We start from the raw sequence: 15,640 nt of genomic DNA, 5'->3' as shown, positions 1-15,640 counted from the left end.
CGCGACTGCCCGCCGTTCCCGGCCGGAATCGCGCCCAACACCACCGAAGGAAGACATGTCCCGCAAGATCCCCGCCGCCTTCGCCCTCATCGCCGCCGCCGGGCTCGCCCTGGGCGGCTGCGGCAGCACCACCGGCGGCGACTCGACGTCCACGGGCGCCGAGTCGCACACCTCGTCGGTCACCATCGAGGACAACCGCGGCAGCGTCGATGTCGCCCTGCCCGTCCAGCGCGCGGCCTCCGCCGACAACCGCACCTTCGAGGTCCTGGAGCAGTGGGACGTGCCGCTCGTCGCCGCCCCCAAGGGACTCATCCCGTCGACCGTGACCGCCTACAACGGCGACGACGTGGCCGACATGGGCAACCACCGCGATCCCGACCTCGTCGCCCTCACCGGGGCCCAGCCCGACCTCATCATCTCCGGCCAGCGCTTCTCCCAGTACGACGACCAGATGGCCGAGCTGAACCCCGACGTGCCGCTGCTCGACCTGGAGCCGCGCGAGGGGCAGCCCCTCGACTCCGAGCTCGCCCGCCAGGTCACCGCCCTGGGGCAGGTCTTCGGCAAGGAGACCGAGGCCGAGCAGCTCGTCACCGACTTCAACAACGCCCTGGAGCGGGCCAAGGCGGCCTACGACGGAAGCTCGACGGTCATGGCCCTCAACGTCTCCGGGGGCGAGATCGGCTACGTCGCCCCGACGGTCGGGCGCACCTGGGGGCCGCTCTACGACCTGGTCGGGCTCAAGCCTGCGCCGGTCGACGATGAGGAGGCGAGCTCGAACCACAAGGGGGACGACATCTCCGTGGAGGCCCTCGCCGAGGCCAACCCCGACTGGCTCCTGGTGCTCGACCGCGACGGCGCGATCTCCGCGGACAAGGAGGGCTACACCCCCGCTCAGGACGTCATCGCCGGCAACAGCGCCCTTCAGAACGTCACCGCGGTGGCCAAGGGCCAGACCGTCTACGCCCCCAAGGACACCTACACCAACGAGTCGATCATCACCTACACCGAGATCCTCAACTCGATGGCCGACGCCTTCGAGGCCGCCAAGGTCGGGAACTGACCCGTTCGTCCAGCCGCCCGTCCGCGCGGCCCGCCGAGGCCCGCGCGGACGGGGCAGCCCTCATGCCCTCGATCCCGAACCGGCGCCCCGAGGCGCCCGCGAACCGCACCCGCGGTCCGCTGCTCACCGTCGGACTGCTGGCGGGGGCGGCGGTCGTCGCGCTCCTGCTCGTCGTGAGCCTGTTCACCGGCGAGTACTCGATCCTCTCCCACGGCGACGGCGCCGAGATGTTCCTCAACGTCCGCGTGCCGCGCACCATCGCCCTGGTCCTGGCGGGCGCCGCCATGTCCATGTCCGGTCTCGTCATGCAGCTCATCACGCAGAACCGCTTCGTGGAGCCCACCACCACCGGGACCACCGAGTGGGCGGGGCTGGGACTGCTCCTGGTCATGGCCGTCGCCCCGCGGGCCAGCGTGCTCATGCGCATGGTCGGCGCCGTCGTCATGGCCTTCGCCGGGACCATGGTGTTCTTCCTGTTCCTGCGGCGAGTCTCGCTGCGCTCCTCCCTGCTGGTACCCATCGTCGGCATCATGCTCGGCTCCGTGGTCAGCGCCGTATCGACCTTCTTCGCCCTTGAGACCGACATGCTCCAGTCGCTGGGAGTGTGGTTCCAGGGCAGCTTCACCTCGGTCTACCGGGGCCAGTACGAGGTCCTGTGGCTCGTGCTGGGCGTGGTGGCGGCCGTCTTCCACTACGCCGACCGCCTCACGGCGGCGGGCCTGGGCCAGGACGTCGCCACCAGCATCGGAGTTGACTACCGGCGCACCGTCCTGATCGGGACGGGGCTGGTGGCCCTGGCCACCGGCATCGTCACCGTCGTCGTCGGGTCGCTGCCGTTCCTCGGTCTCGTCGTCCCCAACCTGGTCTCCATGCGGCGCGGGGACGACCTGCGCTCCAACCTGCCGTGGGTCTGCCTGGTGGGGATCGGCCTGGTGACCGCCTGCGACCTGCTCGCCCGCACGATCATCTCCCCCTTCGAGGTCCCCGTCTCGGTCGTGCTCGGCATCGTCGGCGCGGTCGTGTTCGTCGCCCTCATCATCCGCCGGCTCAGGAGGTCGTCATGAGCGCGCCGACCGTGCGCCGCTCCGGCGCCTTCCCCACCTCCCGCGCCCGACGCCGGTGGTGGATCCTCTACCTGAGCCTGACGGCCCTGGCCCTCCTTCTCGTCGCCGGACTGGTCTCCTGGGGGAACCCGCTCCCGCTGGGCACGCGCGGCTTCTGGCTCATCGTCCGATACCGCTCGTCCAGCGTCATCGCCATGGCGGTCGTGGCGGTGTGCCAGGCCATGGCCACGGTCGCCTTCCAGACGGTGACCGGCAACCGCATCATCACGCCGTCGATCATGGGCTTCGAGTCCCTGTACCGGGCCATCCACACCTCCACCGTCTTCCTCCTCGGCGTCGCCGGGCTCGACGCCGCCCGCACCCTGAGCATGTTCGTCCTCCAGCTGGTGCTCATGATCGGGCTGTCGCTGCTGCTGTACTCCTGGCTGCTGACGGGACGGGCGGGCAGCATGCACGCCATGCTGCTCATCGGGATCGTCATCGGCGCGGGACTGGGAAGCGTCTCGACCTTCATGCAGCGCCTGCTGACCCCCAGCGAGTTCGACGTCCTCACCGCCCGCCTGTTCGGCTCGGTGAGCAATGCGGACCCCGCGTACTACCCGGTGGCGCTGCCGCTGGTGCTCATCGCCTCCGTCGGACTGCTCATCCTGTCGCGCAGGCTCAACGTCCTGTCCCTGGGCAGGCAGACGACGACGAGCCTGGGGCTGAGCCACACGCGGACCTCGGTCGCGGTGCTGGTGCTGGTCTCGGTGCTCATGGCGACGTCGACCGCGCTGGTGGGGCCCATGACCTTCCTCGGGTTCCTGGTGGCGATGCTGACCTACCAGCTGTGCGGCACCTACGACCACCGATACATCCTGCCCATGGCGATCAGCGTCGGTCTGCTCGTGCTGACCGGGGCTTACGTCCTCATGAACAACGTCTTCCACGCCCAGGGCGTCGTCTCGATCATCATCGAGCTGGTCGGAGGCGGCGCGTTCCTCGTCGTCATTCTCAGAAAGGGGCGGCTGTGATCGAGCTGCGCCGGGTCACCAAGATCTACAGCCCGGAGGTCTCCATCGGTCCCGTCGAGCTGGATATCCCCGCCGGCGGGGTGATCGCTCTCATCGGCCCGAATGGAGCGGGCAAGTCCACGCTCCTCATGATGATCGGCCGACTGCTCGGCATCGATGAGGGCGCGATCCGCGTGGCGGGGATGGACGTCGCCCGGGCCAGGTCCGCGGACCTGGCCAAGGTGCTGTCGATCCTGCGCCAGGAGAACCACTTCATCACCCGTCTCACCGTGCGCCAGCTCATCGGCTTCGGCCGCTTCCCGTACTCGCGGGGGCGGCTGACCGCCGACGACGAGACGATCATCTCCCGCTACGTGGACTTCCTCGGCCTCTCGGAGCTGGAGGGGCGCCACCTGGACGAGCTCTCGGGAGGCCAGCGCCAGCGCGCCTACGTGGCCATGGTCCTGTGTCAGGAGACGGAGTACGTCCTGCTCGACGAGCCCCTCAACAACCTGGACATCGCCCACTCGGTGGAGATGATGAACCACGTCGAGCGGGCCGCCCGCGAGTTCGGGCGCACGGTCATCGTCGTTCTGCACGACATCAATATCGCGGCGCGCTACGCCGATCGGATCTGCGCGGTCAAGGACGGCCGGGTCATCGAGTTCGGCACCCCCGCGGAGATCATGCGCGACGAGGTCCTCAGCTCCATCTTCGATGCCGACATCGAGGTCATCGAGGGCCCCAGGGGCCTGATCGCGTGCTTCTGAACGGGCTTCTGTGAGGCGGGCCCGTTCTCCTCCGGCCGGTGGTCGGAGGAGAACGGGGCCGGGGCGGGTGGTGGAGGCCCTGGCCGGGGCGGCGTCGGGGCCCCGCGGCGCCGCAGTGGACGCGAGGGCCCCCGGACGGCGCCGCCCTCCCGGGGGGGGGCGGTCAGGCGCGTGCGAGTGCGTCGCGCGCCACGGCGGCGACATTCTCGCCGGTGAAGCCGTTGTCGGCGAACAGGCGGGCGGCGGGGGCGGAGGCGCCGAAGTGATCGATGGAGACGACGGCGCCGGTGTGGCCGACGCGCTCGCGCCAACCGGTGGCGATGCCCGCCTCGATGGAGACCGTGACGCAGTCGGTGGGCAGGACGCGGGCCCGGTAGTCCTCGTCCTGCTGGTCGAACCACTCCAGGCAGGGGGCGGAGACCACGCGAGTGGGGACGGACTCGGTCTGGAGGATGGTGCGGGCGGCGGTGGCGACCGACACCTCGCTCCCGGTGGCGATCAGGGTCACCGCCGGGACGACGGGCTCGCCGTCGTCGCCGGTGGCCTCGGCCAGGACGTAGGCTCCGCGGGCCACGCCCTCGGCCGCTGCCGTCGGGGTGGCCACGACGGGCAGGTTCTGGCGCGACAGGATGATGCCGGCGGGCTCGTTGCGGTGGCGGAGGATCTGGACCCACGCGGCGGCGGTCTCGTTGGCGTCCGCGGGGCGGACGACGTCCAGGCCCGGGATGGCGCGCAGGGAGGCGAGGTGCTCGACGGGCTGGTGGGTGGGGCCGTCCTCGCCCACGCCGATGGAGTCGTGGGACCACACGAAGACGGTGGGAACACCCATCAGGGCCGCCAGACGCGCGGCGGGGCGCATGTAGTCGGCGAAGACCAGGAAGGTGCCGCCGTAGGCGCGGGTCAGGCCGTCCAGGACGATGCCGTTGAGGATGCCGCCCATGGCGTGCTCGCGCACGCCGAAGTGGATGACTCGCCCGTAGGGGCCGTCGCCCTCCTCGCGGGCCGGCTCCCGGGGCAGGAAGGAGGCCTGCCCCTCCATAGTGGTCTTGTTGGACCCGCCGAGATCGGCCGACCCGCCCCACAGCTCGGGGACCACGTCGGCCAGGGCGGTCAGCACCTTGCCAGAGGCGTTGCGGGTCGCCACCTGCGCCCCGAGCTCCCAGACGGGCAGGGCGGCCTCGACGCCCTCGGGCAGCCGGCCGGCCCGCAGGCGGTCCAGCAGGGCGGCCCGCTCGGGGTCGGCCGCCCGCCACGCCTCGTACCGGGCGTCCCAGTCCCGGCGGGCCGCGGCGGCCCGGGCGGCGGCGTGGGCGCGGGTGCGCTCGACCACCCCGGCGGTCTGGAAGACCTCCTCGGGGTCCAGGCCCAGGGCCCTCTTGAGGCCGGCGACCTCATCGGCGCCCAGGGCCGCCCCGTGACTGGCGGCCGTGCCCTGCTTGGTGGGGGCCGGCCAGGCGATGATCGTGCGCAGGCGGATCAGGGTCGGCCGCCCGGTCTCGGCCCGCGCCGCGACGAAGGCCTCGTGCAGGGCCTCCAGGTCCTCCTCGTAGCGGTCGCCGGCCCTCCAGTCGACCTCGATCACCTGCCAGCCATAGGCGGCGAAGCGGGCGGAGACGTCCTCGGTGAAGGCCAGGTCGGTGCTGCCCTCGATCGTGATGTCGTTGTCGTCGTAGACGGCGATGAGGCTGCCCAGTCGCTGGGTGCCGGCCAGGGACGCGGCCTCGGCGACGACGCCCTCCTGCATGCAGCCGTCCCCCATGACGGTGTAGACGAAGTGGTCGAACACGGACTCGCCCGCGGGGGCGGTCGGGTCCAGCAGGCCGTGCTCGTAGCGGGCGGCCATGGCCATGCCCACGGCGTTGGACAGGCCCGCCCCCAGCGGGCCCGTGGTCGTCTCCACCCCCGCCGTATGACCGAACTCCGGGTGCCCCGGCGTGGCCGACCCCGCCCGCCGCAACTGCGCCAGATCGGACACCTCCAGCCCGTAGCCAGCCATCACCAGCTGGATGTACTGGAGGATCGAGGCGTGCCCCGCCGACAGCACGAAACGATCACGGCCCAGCCACCCGGCGTCGCCCGGGTCCCCGGCCATCTCGTACTGGTACAGCAGGTAGGCCACCGGCGCCAGGGAGATGGCGGTGCCGGGATGACCCGAGCCCGCCCTCTCCACGGCATCCGCCGCCAGCGCCTTGGCGACACTGATCGCCTCACGATCGAAGTCGGTGGGCCGGAAGGGCTCAGCGGTCGGCTCACTGGTCGGCTCAACGGTCATGGCGGGCTCCTTCGTGCGTGGGTGTCTGCGACGGGTGTACCCGTCGATCGGTCTCAAGGGAATCCTGCCCCGGCCCCTGCTGAGCGAACAACCGGGCCGGTGGACGGATGTGCATTCCGCGCGCTCCGCGATCCCGGCCCCTCGCCCCCGGCCGGACGACCCGACGGCCCCGCCGACGGGCGGCTCGCATCCGGGGCATGCGACGATACTACTAAAATGCCGGTAGTGAACAAAAGCTGATGATGCGGCGTCGGGTGGGAAGCGCGCCTTCGCGGCCCGCTCTCGGACGGGGGCTCGAGGCGCCATGAGCCCTGGCCGTTGATGCCGTCGACGCGCGCAGTCGAGCACGGTCGGTCTTCGAGTGAATTTGTTGATCCGTTAATATAATCTGGTGCACATTGGCCGTGGCGCCTCGAGGGGGATCGTTCCGCAGGGGCGTCGCCGACGGCGTCATCAGGGTCGAGCTCGTCAACCACCGCGGCGCCCCCGACCGCGGCCCCGCTTCGAGATCGCCGGTGACGACGGCTTCACCGGCGTCGTCGAGGGCGGGGCCGAATCCGAGGCCGTTGGGACGGAGGGGGGCGAGGGGCGGACCGTCACCCTGCGAGCGGGATCGCTGGCCGTCGGCCTGCGCGAGGGGGAGGACTGGACCGCCGAGTTCAGCTCCGGCGGGCGCCTCCTCGCCTCCGGCCCTCCCCGCGCCGTCGCCCACGTCACCGGGCCCCGGTGGGTGCGCGAGCGGCACGACGCCGGCACCCTGCCGCTCTACGCGCGCCAGGGCAGCGTCCTGCCGATCTCCTCCCGCCTCGACCGGCCGGAGTCCGACTGGGCCGATGGCCTCGCCCTGCGCTGCTTCGCCCTGGTCGACGGCGAGGAGCGCGAGGTCGTGGTGCCCGCCCATGACGGGTACGACGCCGTCGTCTTCCGGGTGACCCGACGCGGCGGTGCGCTCGCGGCCCGCGCGACCGGCGCGAGGGGCCCCTGGGCCTTCGAGGCGAACGGCCTGCGCGCCGAGGCGACGGGCGCCGGGAAGGCCGAGCCGCTCGCCCTCCGGCTCGTCTGAGACGGCTGCGCGCCGGCGCGCGGGCTCATCCCGGCGCGCGGGCTCACCCTCGGCTTCCCCTTCCGTCGGGCCCTGCCCGGCGCGCGGGCTCACCCCGACGAGGTCCTCAGGGACGTCCCCGGGTGGAAGACGGGGGCGACGCGCTCGGGCTCCCTCCCGGTCAGGGGCAGCAGCCCCTCGAGCTGATCGGCGAGCAGCCCGACGGCGGTCTCGGTGACCTTGACGACATCCGAGTCGTAATGGGTGTAATCCACGCTGGTGTGCGGCGAGTCCCCGGAGCCGGCGGCCCCGATGACGGAGATATCGGTTCCCGGGGTCAGGCCGTTGGTCATGAGCACGTTGATCGCGTCGTCGATGGAGGTCGCGGGCGCGGCGATGAAGGCGTCCGCCGGACCGGCGTCGGAGAGGTATCCGGACAGCGCCGCGCGCATCGAGCAGAAGTCGCGGGGGACCTCCAGGGACTCGAGCACCAGCCCCAGTGCGGACGCGCGCTCGTCGAGCGCCTGGGCGAAGCGACGTATGAAGCCCATGGGCGTGATGTGCTCGGAGAGCGGATTGATGACGAGGGCTCGCCGGTGCCCCGCGTCGTGGAGCCTCTGAGCGCAGCCGGCGCCGATGGCCTCGAAGTCCGTGTCGGTGGCGACGACCTCGTTCGCGTCGTGGCTGAGGCCTATGAACACCGACGGGATCCGCGATTCGCGCGCGGCGTCGACCCTGGCGTCGTGGTCGCGGACATCCATGACGAGGATGCCGTCGCACAGCGCGGACTCGGTCAGCCGGTGCATGCCCTCGACGCCCTCCTCGCCGCTGATGACCAGCAGCTCGTAGCCGTGGCGCCTGCACGCGGCCGCGAGCGAGACGATGTAGCGGTACTGGCCCGGCGCATCGGTGCTCTCGTGGTAGGGGGCGATGAGTCCGAGGATCCTGCTGCGATTGCTCTTCAGGGCGCGCGCGCTCGCGTGCGGGCGGTACCCGAGCTCGATCATCGCCTCGCGCACGCGCGTCCGGGTCTCCGGGGCGACGAATCTCTTGCCGCTCAGCACATAGGAGACCGTGGACTGCGAGACGCCGGCGGTGCGCGCGACATCGCGGCTGGTGGGCGAGGACGGCATGGCGGGCAACTCCAGAGATAGAAGCCGATGGGCGGCCCTGTGGTCGGGGCCGCTCCTTGCGCTATTAGATGTATCACGATACATTTTGGTCGCGAGGCGTGGCGACGAGGCCGCGTCCGAGATCCCGGTATTTTGCCGCCAATGAGCGCGAATGTCGATCGCATACGTGTGCGCATACGTATCGCTGAGGCTGGTCGCTGGTTGGCGGAGGAATGGAGCTGGCATGTCCACGATTCAGCACAGGCTCATGGTCGACCGTCGCCGTGTCCTGCAGGGCGCGGTGCTCGCGGCGGCGGCGGTGCCGCTGGCCGCATGCGGGGGGAGCGGCGGGTCGAAGGACTCCGCGACCATCAAGATCGTCGACTACTACGCGGACGAGCCCGACAACGGCATCTTCCAGAGAACCCTCGAGGAGTGCGCCGCCAAGGTGGGCGTCACCATCGAGCGGGAGAGCCTCAACGGCACCGGCCTGATCCAGAAGGTCCTCCAGATGAGCTCCTCCAAGTCCCTGCCCGACCTGCTCATGCTGGACAACCCGGACCTTCAGCAGATCGCCGCCACGGGCGCGCTGGCCCCGCTGTCGGACTTCGGCATCGGCGCCGACGGGTTCATCGAGGGCTTCGTCAGCGCGGGGACCTACAAGGGCTCGCTCTACGGTATGGGGCCGTGCGCGAATACCATCGGCCTCTACTACGACCAGGACAGGCTCTCCGCGGCCGGGGTGGCCGTCCCCACCACGTGGGACGAGCTCAAGACCGCCGCGAAGACCCTCACCAGCGGAGACACCTATGGCATCGCCTTCTGCGCCGCGGCCTCCTACGAGGGCGCCTGGCAGTTCCTGCCCTTCTTCTGGTCCAACGGCGCGGAGGAGACCGATATCGCCTCACCCGCCGCGGCCGGGGCCCTTCAGCTGTGGGTGGACCTGGTCAACGAGGGGTCGGCCTCCTCCGGCGTCCTGAACTGGGGCCAGGGCGACGTCGGGGAGCAGTTCACCTCCGGCAAGGCCGCCATGGTGATCAACGGGCCGTGGCAGACCATCACCTTCGACGAGTCCGACGTCAACTGGGCCGTCGCGGAGATCCCGGTCCCCAAGGCGGGCGACACCCTGATCGCGCCCCTGGGCGGCGAGGTGTGGACGATCCCCCAGACCGGCGACGGGGACCGACAGGCCAAGGCCGCCGAGCTCCTCTCCGAGCTGCTCTCGGCCTCCCGGCAGCTCAGCCTCAACACGGAGCGGTACACGATCCCCACCGACTCCCAGGTCGATGCGGACTACCTCGCCGGGCTCCCGCAGATGGCGTCGCTGGTCGAGTCCGTCAACAACGGCCGGGCCCGCACCGCCCAGCTGGGGGAGGCCTGGCCCAAGACCGCGGAGGCCCTCTACAACGCCGTCCAGTCCGCCCTGACCGGCAAGGCCTCGCCCCAGGTCGCCCTGGAGACCGCCAAGGCGGACTACCTCTCATGACGACGGTCGAAGAGCCCCGGGAGACCGCTCGACGCGGTCCGGGGAGGGCGCCGAGGCCCGCCGCGGAGCGGGCGGAGCGCCGGTCGATGCGACGTCGGGAGGAGCTCGGCAGATGGGCCTTCCTCCTCCCGGCCCTGATCTTCATGGCGCTGTTCTTCGGGTACCCCATTGTCAAGAACGTGACGATGAGCTTCCAGGAGTACACCACCTCCACCTTCTACACCGGCCGGGCCCCCTGGGTGGGCCTCGGCAACTACGCCTCGGTTCTGAGCTCCTCGGTGTTCTCCACGGCGATGGTCAACACCGTCCTGTTCACCGTGGGATCGATCGCCGGGCAGTTCACCATCGGGCTGGCGCTCGCGATCTTCTTCAAGCGGCGCTTCCCCCTCAACGGCGTGATGCGCTCGCTCATCCTGCTGCCCTGGCTGCTGCCGATGATCGTCTCCAGCGCGATCTGGAAGTGGATGCTGGACAAGGACAGCGGGGTGATCAATCAGCTCCTCCAGGCCGTGAGCCTGCCGGCCGTGCCGTGGCTGACCAGTACGAGCGTCGCGCTGATCGCGGTCATCATCGTCAACATCTGGCTCGGCATCCCCTTCAACATGACCATCCTGTACAGCGGGCTCCAGGACATCCCCGACGAGCTCTACGAGGCGGCCTCCCTCGACGGCGCCGTGGGGTGGAAGGCCTTCAGGCATGTGACGTGGCCGCTGCTGCGGCCCGTGGTCTCGGTCGTCCTGGTCCTCGGGGTGGTCTACACCCTCAAGGTCCTCGACATCATCCTGGGACTCACCGGGGGAGGTCCGTCGAACGCCACTCAGACCCTGGCCACCCAGTCCTACAAGCTGTCCTTCGCCAACTTCGAGTTCGGTCAGGGGGCGGCTCTCGGCAACATCCTGGTCCTCGTGTCCGTCGTGTTCGCCGTCGTCTACCTCAGGCTCAGCCGATCCGGGGAGGGATCATGACGTCCTCACGCTCCCGCCGCTCCCGCCGCGCCGCCCTGAGCACGGCCCTCGGGCTGCTCTTCCTGTCGATCATGCTGTTCCCCGTGTACTGGATGGTCAACGCCTCCCTTCAGCCGGGCGTGTCCACCGCCGACCTGCGGGTCCTCCCGCTGCACCCCGGCCTGGACGGGTACCGGGAGGCCTTCGCCGGTCAGGGGGGCAATCTCGTCACCAGCCTCGTCGTCTCCCTCGGGGCCGTGGCGGTCTGCCTGCTCGTGGCCACCCCGGCGGCCTACGCCCTGTCCCTCCACCGGGTGCGGCGCTCGGGGATCGTCCTGTTCATCCTTCTCCTGAGCCAGATGATCCCCGGGATCATCATCGCCAACGCCCTGTACAGCGCCTACAACACCCTCGGCATCCTCAACACCGTCCCGGGCCTGATCCTGGCGGACTCCGCTCTGGGGATCCCCTTCTCGATCCTCATCATCCGCGCCTTCATGTCGGCCATACCGGTCTCCATCCTGGAGGCGGCCAGGGTTGACGGGGCCGGTCGCCTGCGCACCTTCTTCTCCATCGTCCTGCCGTTGAGCCGCAATGCGATCGTCACCGCAGCGCTCTTCAGCTTCCTGTTCGCCTGGAGCGACTTCCTGTTCGCGCTCACCCTGGACTCGAACTCGGCGGCGAGGCCGGTGACCCTGGGGATCTACCAGTACATCGGAGGATTCGTGGCCGACTGGGGCTCCGTCATGGCGACCGCGACCATGGCCTCCCTGCCCGCGGCGATCCTGCTCGTCGTGGCGCAGAAATATGTTGCCGCCGGTGCGACGGGGGGCGCGGTCAAGGCCTGAGCGCGCCGCCGGTGCGCGCGGAGTCGTTGGCGATCACGAGCAGGATCTCGCAGATCATCGGGCACCTCCGGTGCGCGCGGCGTCCTTCCTCTCGGTCATTCCTCGCGCCGCCCCCGATCCTGTTCATGAATCCGTAGAAATAGAAGGCGAAAGAGAAGACGAAGATGTATGACATGCTTGAATTCACGCCCATCGAGGAGGGCTTCGAGGTGCGCTACGCGCACGAGGTCCTTCGAGTCGAGCAGTGGGGGCGGGACTCCGTGCGCGTTCGCGCCGCCCAGCATCGGATTCCCGACTCGGACGTCGGGGCGCTGGGGGAGAGGCCCGCGGGGGCGCGGATCGCGCCGGCCGGCCGGGCGGACGACGGGACGGTCCGTCTGGTGGCGGGCGGCCTCACCGTCGAGGCGCGGCTCGACTCGGGCGACGGGAAGCCCGCCGTCATGCTCTCCTTCCTGAGGACCCGGGACGGGGCGGAGCTCCTGGCCGAGGAGCGGGAGCACTTCTGGTGGCCCGGTGCCCACGTGCTCTACGGCCGGCGATCGGGGCTGTACGAGATCCACCAGCAGTTCAAGGCGTACGACGACGAGCGCATCTACGGGCTCGGCCAGCACCAGCACGGTCGCCTGGACCACAAGGGGCTCGTCGTCGACCTCGTGCAGCGGAACACGGAGGTGAGCATCCCGTTCTGCCTCTCCAGCCGCGGATACGGATTCCTGTGGAACAGCCCCGCCATCGGCAGGGTCGAGTTCGCCGACAACGCCACACGGTGGGTCGCGGATGAGGCCCCGGCGCTCGACTACTGGGTGACCGCGGGCGACCGCCCGGCGGACATCATGTCGCGCTACGCCGACGCGGTGGGCCACGCCCCCGAGCTTCCCGAGTGGGCCTCCGGCTTCTGGCAGTGCAAGCTGCGCTACCTCGACCAGGAGGAGCTGCTCGGAGTCGCGCGGGAGTACCGACGCCGGGAGCTGCCGCTGTCGGTGATCGTGACGGACTTCTTCCACTGGACCGCCATGGGCGACTACCGGTTCGACCCCGAGGAGTACCCGGATCCCGCCGCGATGATGCGCGAGCTCGACGAGCTCGGCGTCAAGCTCATGGTCTCGGTGTGGCCCACGATCTCGCCCCTGTCGGAGAACTACGACGAGATGGTGCGACGGGGCCTGCTCGTGGGGAGCGACCAGGGCGTGGAGTTCCACCAGGACATCCACGACAAGAAGATGCCGCGCTCCCTCCCGGTCGCCTTCTACGACTCGACGAACCCCCGGGCGCGCGCCTTCCTGTGGGAGACCGTCAAGAGGAACTACTTCGACCTGGGGATCCGGGTCTGGTGGCTGGACGCCTGCGAGCCCGAGCTCAACCCCGGTCACCCGAAGAACCTGTCGTTCTACGCCGGGCCGGGCGCCGCGGTGGCCAATGCCTACCCCCGCGACAACGCCCGGGGCTTCTTCGAGGGCAACCGGGATGCGGGCGGGGCGCCGACCGTCCTCCTGTGCCGCTCGGCATGGGCGGGGCAGGCCAAGTACGGGGCCGCCGTGTGGTCCGGGGACATCCCGCCGACCTGGGACTCGTTGGCCCGGCAGATTCGCGCGGGTCTGAGCATCGGGATGTCTGGCATCCCCTGGTGGACCACCGATATCGGCGGCTTTCACGGGGGCGACCCCTCGAACGAGGCCTACCGCGAGCTGTACGCGCGCTGGTTCGCCTTCGGTGCGTTCTGCCCCCTCTTCAGGCTCCACGGCCATAGGGAGCCGCGGGGCGAGCTCGGCTCGCCGGTCAGCGGCGGGCCCAACGAGGTGTGGAGCTACGGCGAGCGCTGCCTGGAGGTCTCCCGGGCCCACATGGAGCTGCGCGAGAGGCTGCGCCCCTACATCGGCGAGGTCATGAGGCAGGCCTCGGAGTCGGGCCTGCCGGCCATGCGGACGCTGTTCCTCGAGTTCCCCGATGACGCCGTCGCGTGGGAGATCGACGACGAGTTCCTGCTGGGGCCCGACCTCCTCATCGCGCCGGTGACGGAGCCGGGCGCGACCAGCCGCGAGGTGTACCTGCCGGCGGGCGCCCGCTGGACGGAGATCCACTCGGGGCGGGACGTCGACGGCGGCCGATGGGTCGAGGCCCCGGCGCCGTACGAGTACATCCCCGTGTTCCGGCGTGAGGGCGCGCGCCTCATCCCCGGGTGATCCTCCTCCTGAGCCGCTGCCGGCCCGGCTGCGCGCGGGGCCGGCTCGGCAGGAGTGGGGCGAGTCGTGAGTCCGCCGCGCCGGCTCGGCTGCGCGCGGGGCCGGCCCCGGTCAGGCGATGAAGGCGGCCGGGTCGGTGATGACCTGCTCGAGAAGGGACCAGGCGGCACCGGTCGCGCCCGGCATCTGGTCGTCGGGCGCGGTGACGACCTTCAGGTCGATCCACGACGAGGCCAGGACTCGGTGCGTGAGTTCCGCCTCGAGCTCGGGGCGCAGCGCCTCGGTCAGCGGGGCGAGGTGCCCGCCCAGCACGATCGTGGGGATGTCGAGGAGGTTGATGGCGGCCCCGAGTCCCGCGCCCAGGGCGTGAGCGGCGTGGGAGACCGCCTCCCGCGCGGAGGGCTCGCCCGCCTCCCAGGCGGCGACCAGCGCCTCGGGCTGCGCCGTCGGCGGCAGGCCGGCTGCGGCGAGAAGGGCCCGGCGGCCCGCATAGCGCTCGAGGCAGCCCCGGTTGCCGCAGGTGCACTCCGGGCCGTCCGGGGCGACCTGGATATGGCCGATCTCGCCGGCGAATCCGTGGCTTCCCTCGACCACCCGGCCCTCGCGCACCAGGGCGGCGCCGATGCCGATCTCCCCGGACAGGTAGATGTAGGACGATTCCGACTGGGGGGCGCCGGGGCGACTGCGCCCGGCGGTGAGCGCCCCGAACGTGGCCTCATTGCCCAGGCGCAGCACGAGCTCCTCGGGGGCGAGGGCCGGGGCGAGCAGCGGTGCCGGATCCAGGTCCTGCCAGGCGAGGTTGGGGGCGCGCAGGAGTCTGTTGCGGGACACGAGACCGGGCAGGGCCAGAGCGGCCCCGACCTTGCGGGCGCTGCGGACGGCGTGGAGGTCCAGGATCTCGAGGGTGAGCCGCGCCAGGTGGGGAAGGACCTCGGCCGGGTCGGAGGCCTCCAGGTCATCGACGACGACGCGCTCGGCCAGGACCTGGCCGGCCAGATCGACGGCGCGCGCGGCCATGCGCGAGACGTTGACCTCCAGGCCGATGGCGATGAACGTCCCCGACGCCGGGGCCAGCGGTACTGCGGGACGGCCCGGCCCCGCCGAGGGCGTGGGCGCGAGCTCGGTCAGGATGCCCGTGGCGACGAGCTCATCGGCGAGTCGTGAGGCCGTCGATCGGGTCATCCCGGTCGCGGCGGCGACGCTGGCGCGCGAGACGGGCTCGGAGGAGGCGAAGACCCGGCCGGCGAGCAGTGCCAGATTCGATGTGCGCAGACTGGACTGGCGGGCCGAAGGGGCGGTGCCGGGCGCTCCGTTCTCGGCGGGAGCGCGACGGGACCTGGGGGAGGAAGGCGGTGCTGGCGTGCTTGTGCTTCGTGCCACGTTCTGACCATACCTGACACCCCGGGTTAGTTGTCTTTATGAACAAAAAAGATGATCGGCGCGGCCGGGCGGTTCCCGTGCAGATCCCGGGCGCCCGGTGGGGCCTGTGCCCTCCGCGGGATGACGTGAAGACGTCGTCCCGCGGTGCACGGATCGCGGGACGGGGCGGGGAGGCGCGGGTCGTCGAAGGCCGCCTCGCGGTGCTCCGTTGCGCGTTCCGGGCGTGGAAGCGTCGCTCCTCGCGCGCTGTCGGCCCCGCCCTCACGCTCGTGAGACCGCCCGCGTGGAAGCGCAACGTCAACCCGAGCTCGAAGCCCCGCCCGCGCGCTCGCGAGGCCGCTGGCGGGCATCATGCCGGTCGGGCGACGCCAGGAGCCCCGCCCGCGCGCTCGCGAGACCGCCGTCGGCCGGGAGCGCGCCGGCGACCTCGAGCCGGCCCTGCCCGCGCGCCGGCGGCCCGCAAGCCGATCACCAAGACCTGCCAGCTCCT

The 15,640-nt window shown here is 71.0% G+C and carries 13 protein-coding genes; 9 read left to right on the top strand and 4 right to left on the bottom strand.

Features of this window, described 5'->3' with window-relative positions; all coding sequences use genetic code 11:
* Positions 1-55: 55 nt before the first annotated feature.
* The 4 genes from G448_RS0111495 to G448_RS0111480 all read left to right on the top strand — a co-directional run bounded on the left by G448_RS0111495 (position 56) and on the right by G448_RS0111480 (position 3,886).
* A complete protein-coding gene (locus tag G448_RS0111495) occupies positions 56-1,060 on the top strand; it encodes a siderophore ABC transporter substrate-binding protein (RefSeq protein ID WP_026408103.1) in 1,005 nt (334 codons plus the stop codon).
* 62 nt (positions 1,061-1,122) lie between these two features.
* Positions 1,123-2,124 carry an ABC transporter permease gene (locus tag G448_RS0111490; RefSeq protein WP_026408102.1) on the top strand — a complete coding sequence of 334 codons (1,002 nt, stop codon included), beginning with the start codon at positions 1,123-1,125 and terminating at the stop codon, positions 2,122-2,124.
* Positions 2,121-3,137, top strand: a complete 1,017-nt coding sequence (locus tag G448_RS0111485) for an iron chelate uptake ABC transporter family permease subunit (RefSeq protein ID WP_026408101.1) — start codon at positions 2,121-2,123, stop codon at positions 3,135-3,137. Before G448_RS0111490 ends, G448_RS0111485 begins: the two co-directional genes overlap by 4 nt.
* Entirely contained in the window at positions 3,134-3,886 is a 753-nt protein-coding gene (locus G448_RS0111480) for an iron ABC transporter ATP-binding protein (protein WP_026408100.1), read from the top strand. Before G448_RS0111485 ends, G448_RS0111480 begins: the two co-directional genes overlap by 4 nt.
* 163 nt (positions 3,887-4,049) lie before the next feature.
* Here G448_RS0111480 and tkt read toward each other — a convergent pair whose 3' ends face one another.
* Positions 4,050-6,158: a transketolase gene (tkt, locus tag G448_RS0111475; RefSeq protein ID WP_026408099.1), complete on the bottom strand. Its 2,109-nt coding sequence runs from the start codon at positions 6,156-6,158 to the stop codon at positions 4,050-4,052.
* 391 nt (positions 6,159-6,549) lie between these two features.
* Between tkt and G448_RS0111470 the strand changes: the two genes are divergently transcribed.
* Positions 6,550-7,221 carry a hypothetical protein gene (locus tag G448_RS0111470; RefSeq protein WP_026408098.1) on the top strand — a complete coding sequence of 224 codons (672 nt, stop codon included), beginning with the start codon at positions 6,550-6,552 and terminating at the stop codon, positions 7,219-7,221.
* An 89-nt stretch (positions 7,222-7,310) separates the two neighbouring features.
* On the opposite strand, the gene G448_RS0111465 is transcribed toward G448_RS0111470, so the two are convergent.
* Positions 7,311-8,333, bottom strand: coding sequence for a LacI family DNA-binding transcriptional regulator (locus G448_RS0111465; RefSeq protein WP_026408097.1), 1,023 nt, complete (start codon positions 8,331-8,333; stop codon positions 7,311-7,313).
* A 223-nt stretch (positions 8,334-8,556) separates the two neighbouring features.
* Here G448_RS0111465 and G448_RS0111460 point away from each other — a divergent pair, with 223 nt between their 5' ends.
* The 3 genes from G448_RS0111460 to G448_RS0111450 are packed head-to-tail and all read left to right on the top strand — an operon-like array spanning position 8,557 to position 11,590.
* A complete protein-coding gene (locus G448_RS0111460; protein ID WP_034495099.1) occupies positions 8,557-9,798 on the top strand; it encodes a sugar ABC transporter substrate-binding protein in 1,242 nt (413 codons plus the stop codon).
* On the top strand, positions 9,795-10,763 hold the full coding sequence (locus tag G448_RS0111455; RefSeq protein WP_026408095.1) for a carbohydrate ABC transporter permease: 969 nt from the start codon (positions 9,795-9,797) through the stop codon (positions 10,761-10,763). Before G448_RS0111460 ends, G448_RS0111455 begins: the two co-directional genes overlap by 4 nt.
* Positions 10,760-11,590, top strand: coding sequence for a carbohydrate ABC transporter permease (locus tag G448_RS0111450; RefSeq protein ID WP_026408094.1), 831 nt, complete (start codon positions 10,760-10,762; stop codon positions 11,588-11,590). The genes G448_RS0111455 and G448_RS0111450 overlap by 4 nt, the downstream gene beginning before the upstream one ends.
* On the opposite strand, the gene G448_RS0111445 is transcribed toward G448_RS0111450, so the two are convergent.
* The gene (locus G448_RS0111445; protein ID WP_026408093.1) at positions 11,580-11,765 is read right to left on the bottom strand and encodes a hypothetical protein; all 186 of its coding nucleotides are present in this window, start codon (positions 11,763-11,765) and stop codon (positions 11,580-11,582) included. The genes G448_RS0111450 and G448_RS0111445 overlap by 11 nt on opposite strands.
* Here G448_RS0111445 and G448_RS0111440 point away from each other — a divergent pair.
* The gene (locus G448_RS0111440; RefSeq protein ID WP_026408092.1) at positions 11,764-13,770 is read left to right on the top strand and encodes a glycoside hydrolase family 31 protein; all 2,007 of its coding nucleotides are present in this window, start codon (positions 11,764-11,766) and stop codon (positions 13,768-13,770) included. The genes G448_RS0111445 and G448_RS0111440 overlap by 2 nt on opposite strands.
* Before the next feature lie 111 nt (positions 13,771-13,881).
* Here G448_RS0111440 and G448_RS0111435 read toward each other — a convergent pair whose 3' ends face one another.
* Complete coding sequence (locus G448_RS0111435) at positions 13,882-15,150, bottom strand: ROK family protein (protein ID WP_026408091.1); 1,269 nt, start codon at positions 15,148-15,150, stop codon at positions 13,882-13,884.
* Positions 15,151-15,640: the final 490 nt, after the last annotated feature.

Source organism: Actinomyces gerencseriae DSM 6844 (assembly GCF_000429265.1).
Taxonomy (GTDB): domain Bacteria; phylum Actinomycetota; class Actinomycetes; order Actinomycetales; family Actinomycetaceae; genus Actinomyces; species Actinomyces gerencseriae.
This window is presented reverse-complemented; position numbering and strand designations above follow the sequence as displayed.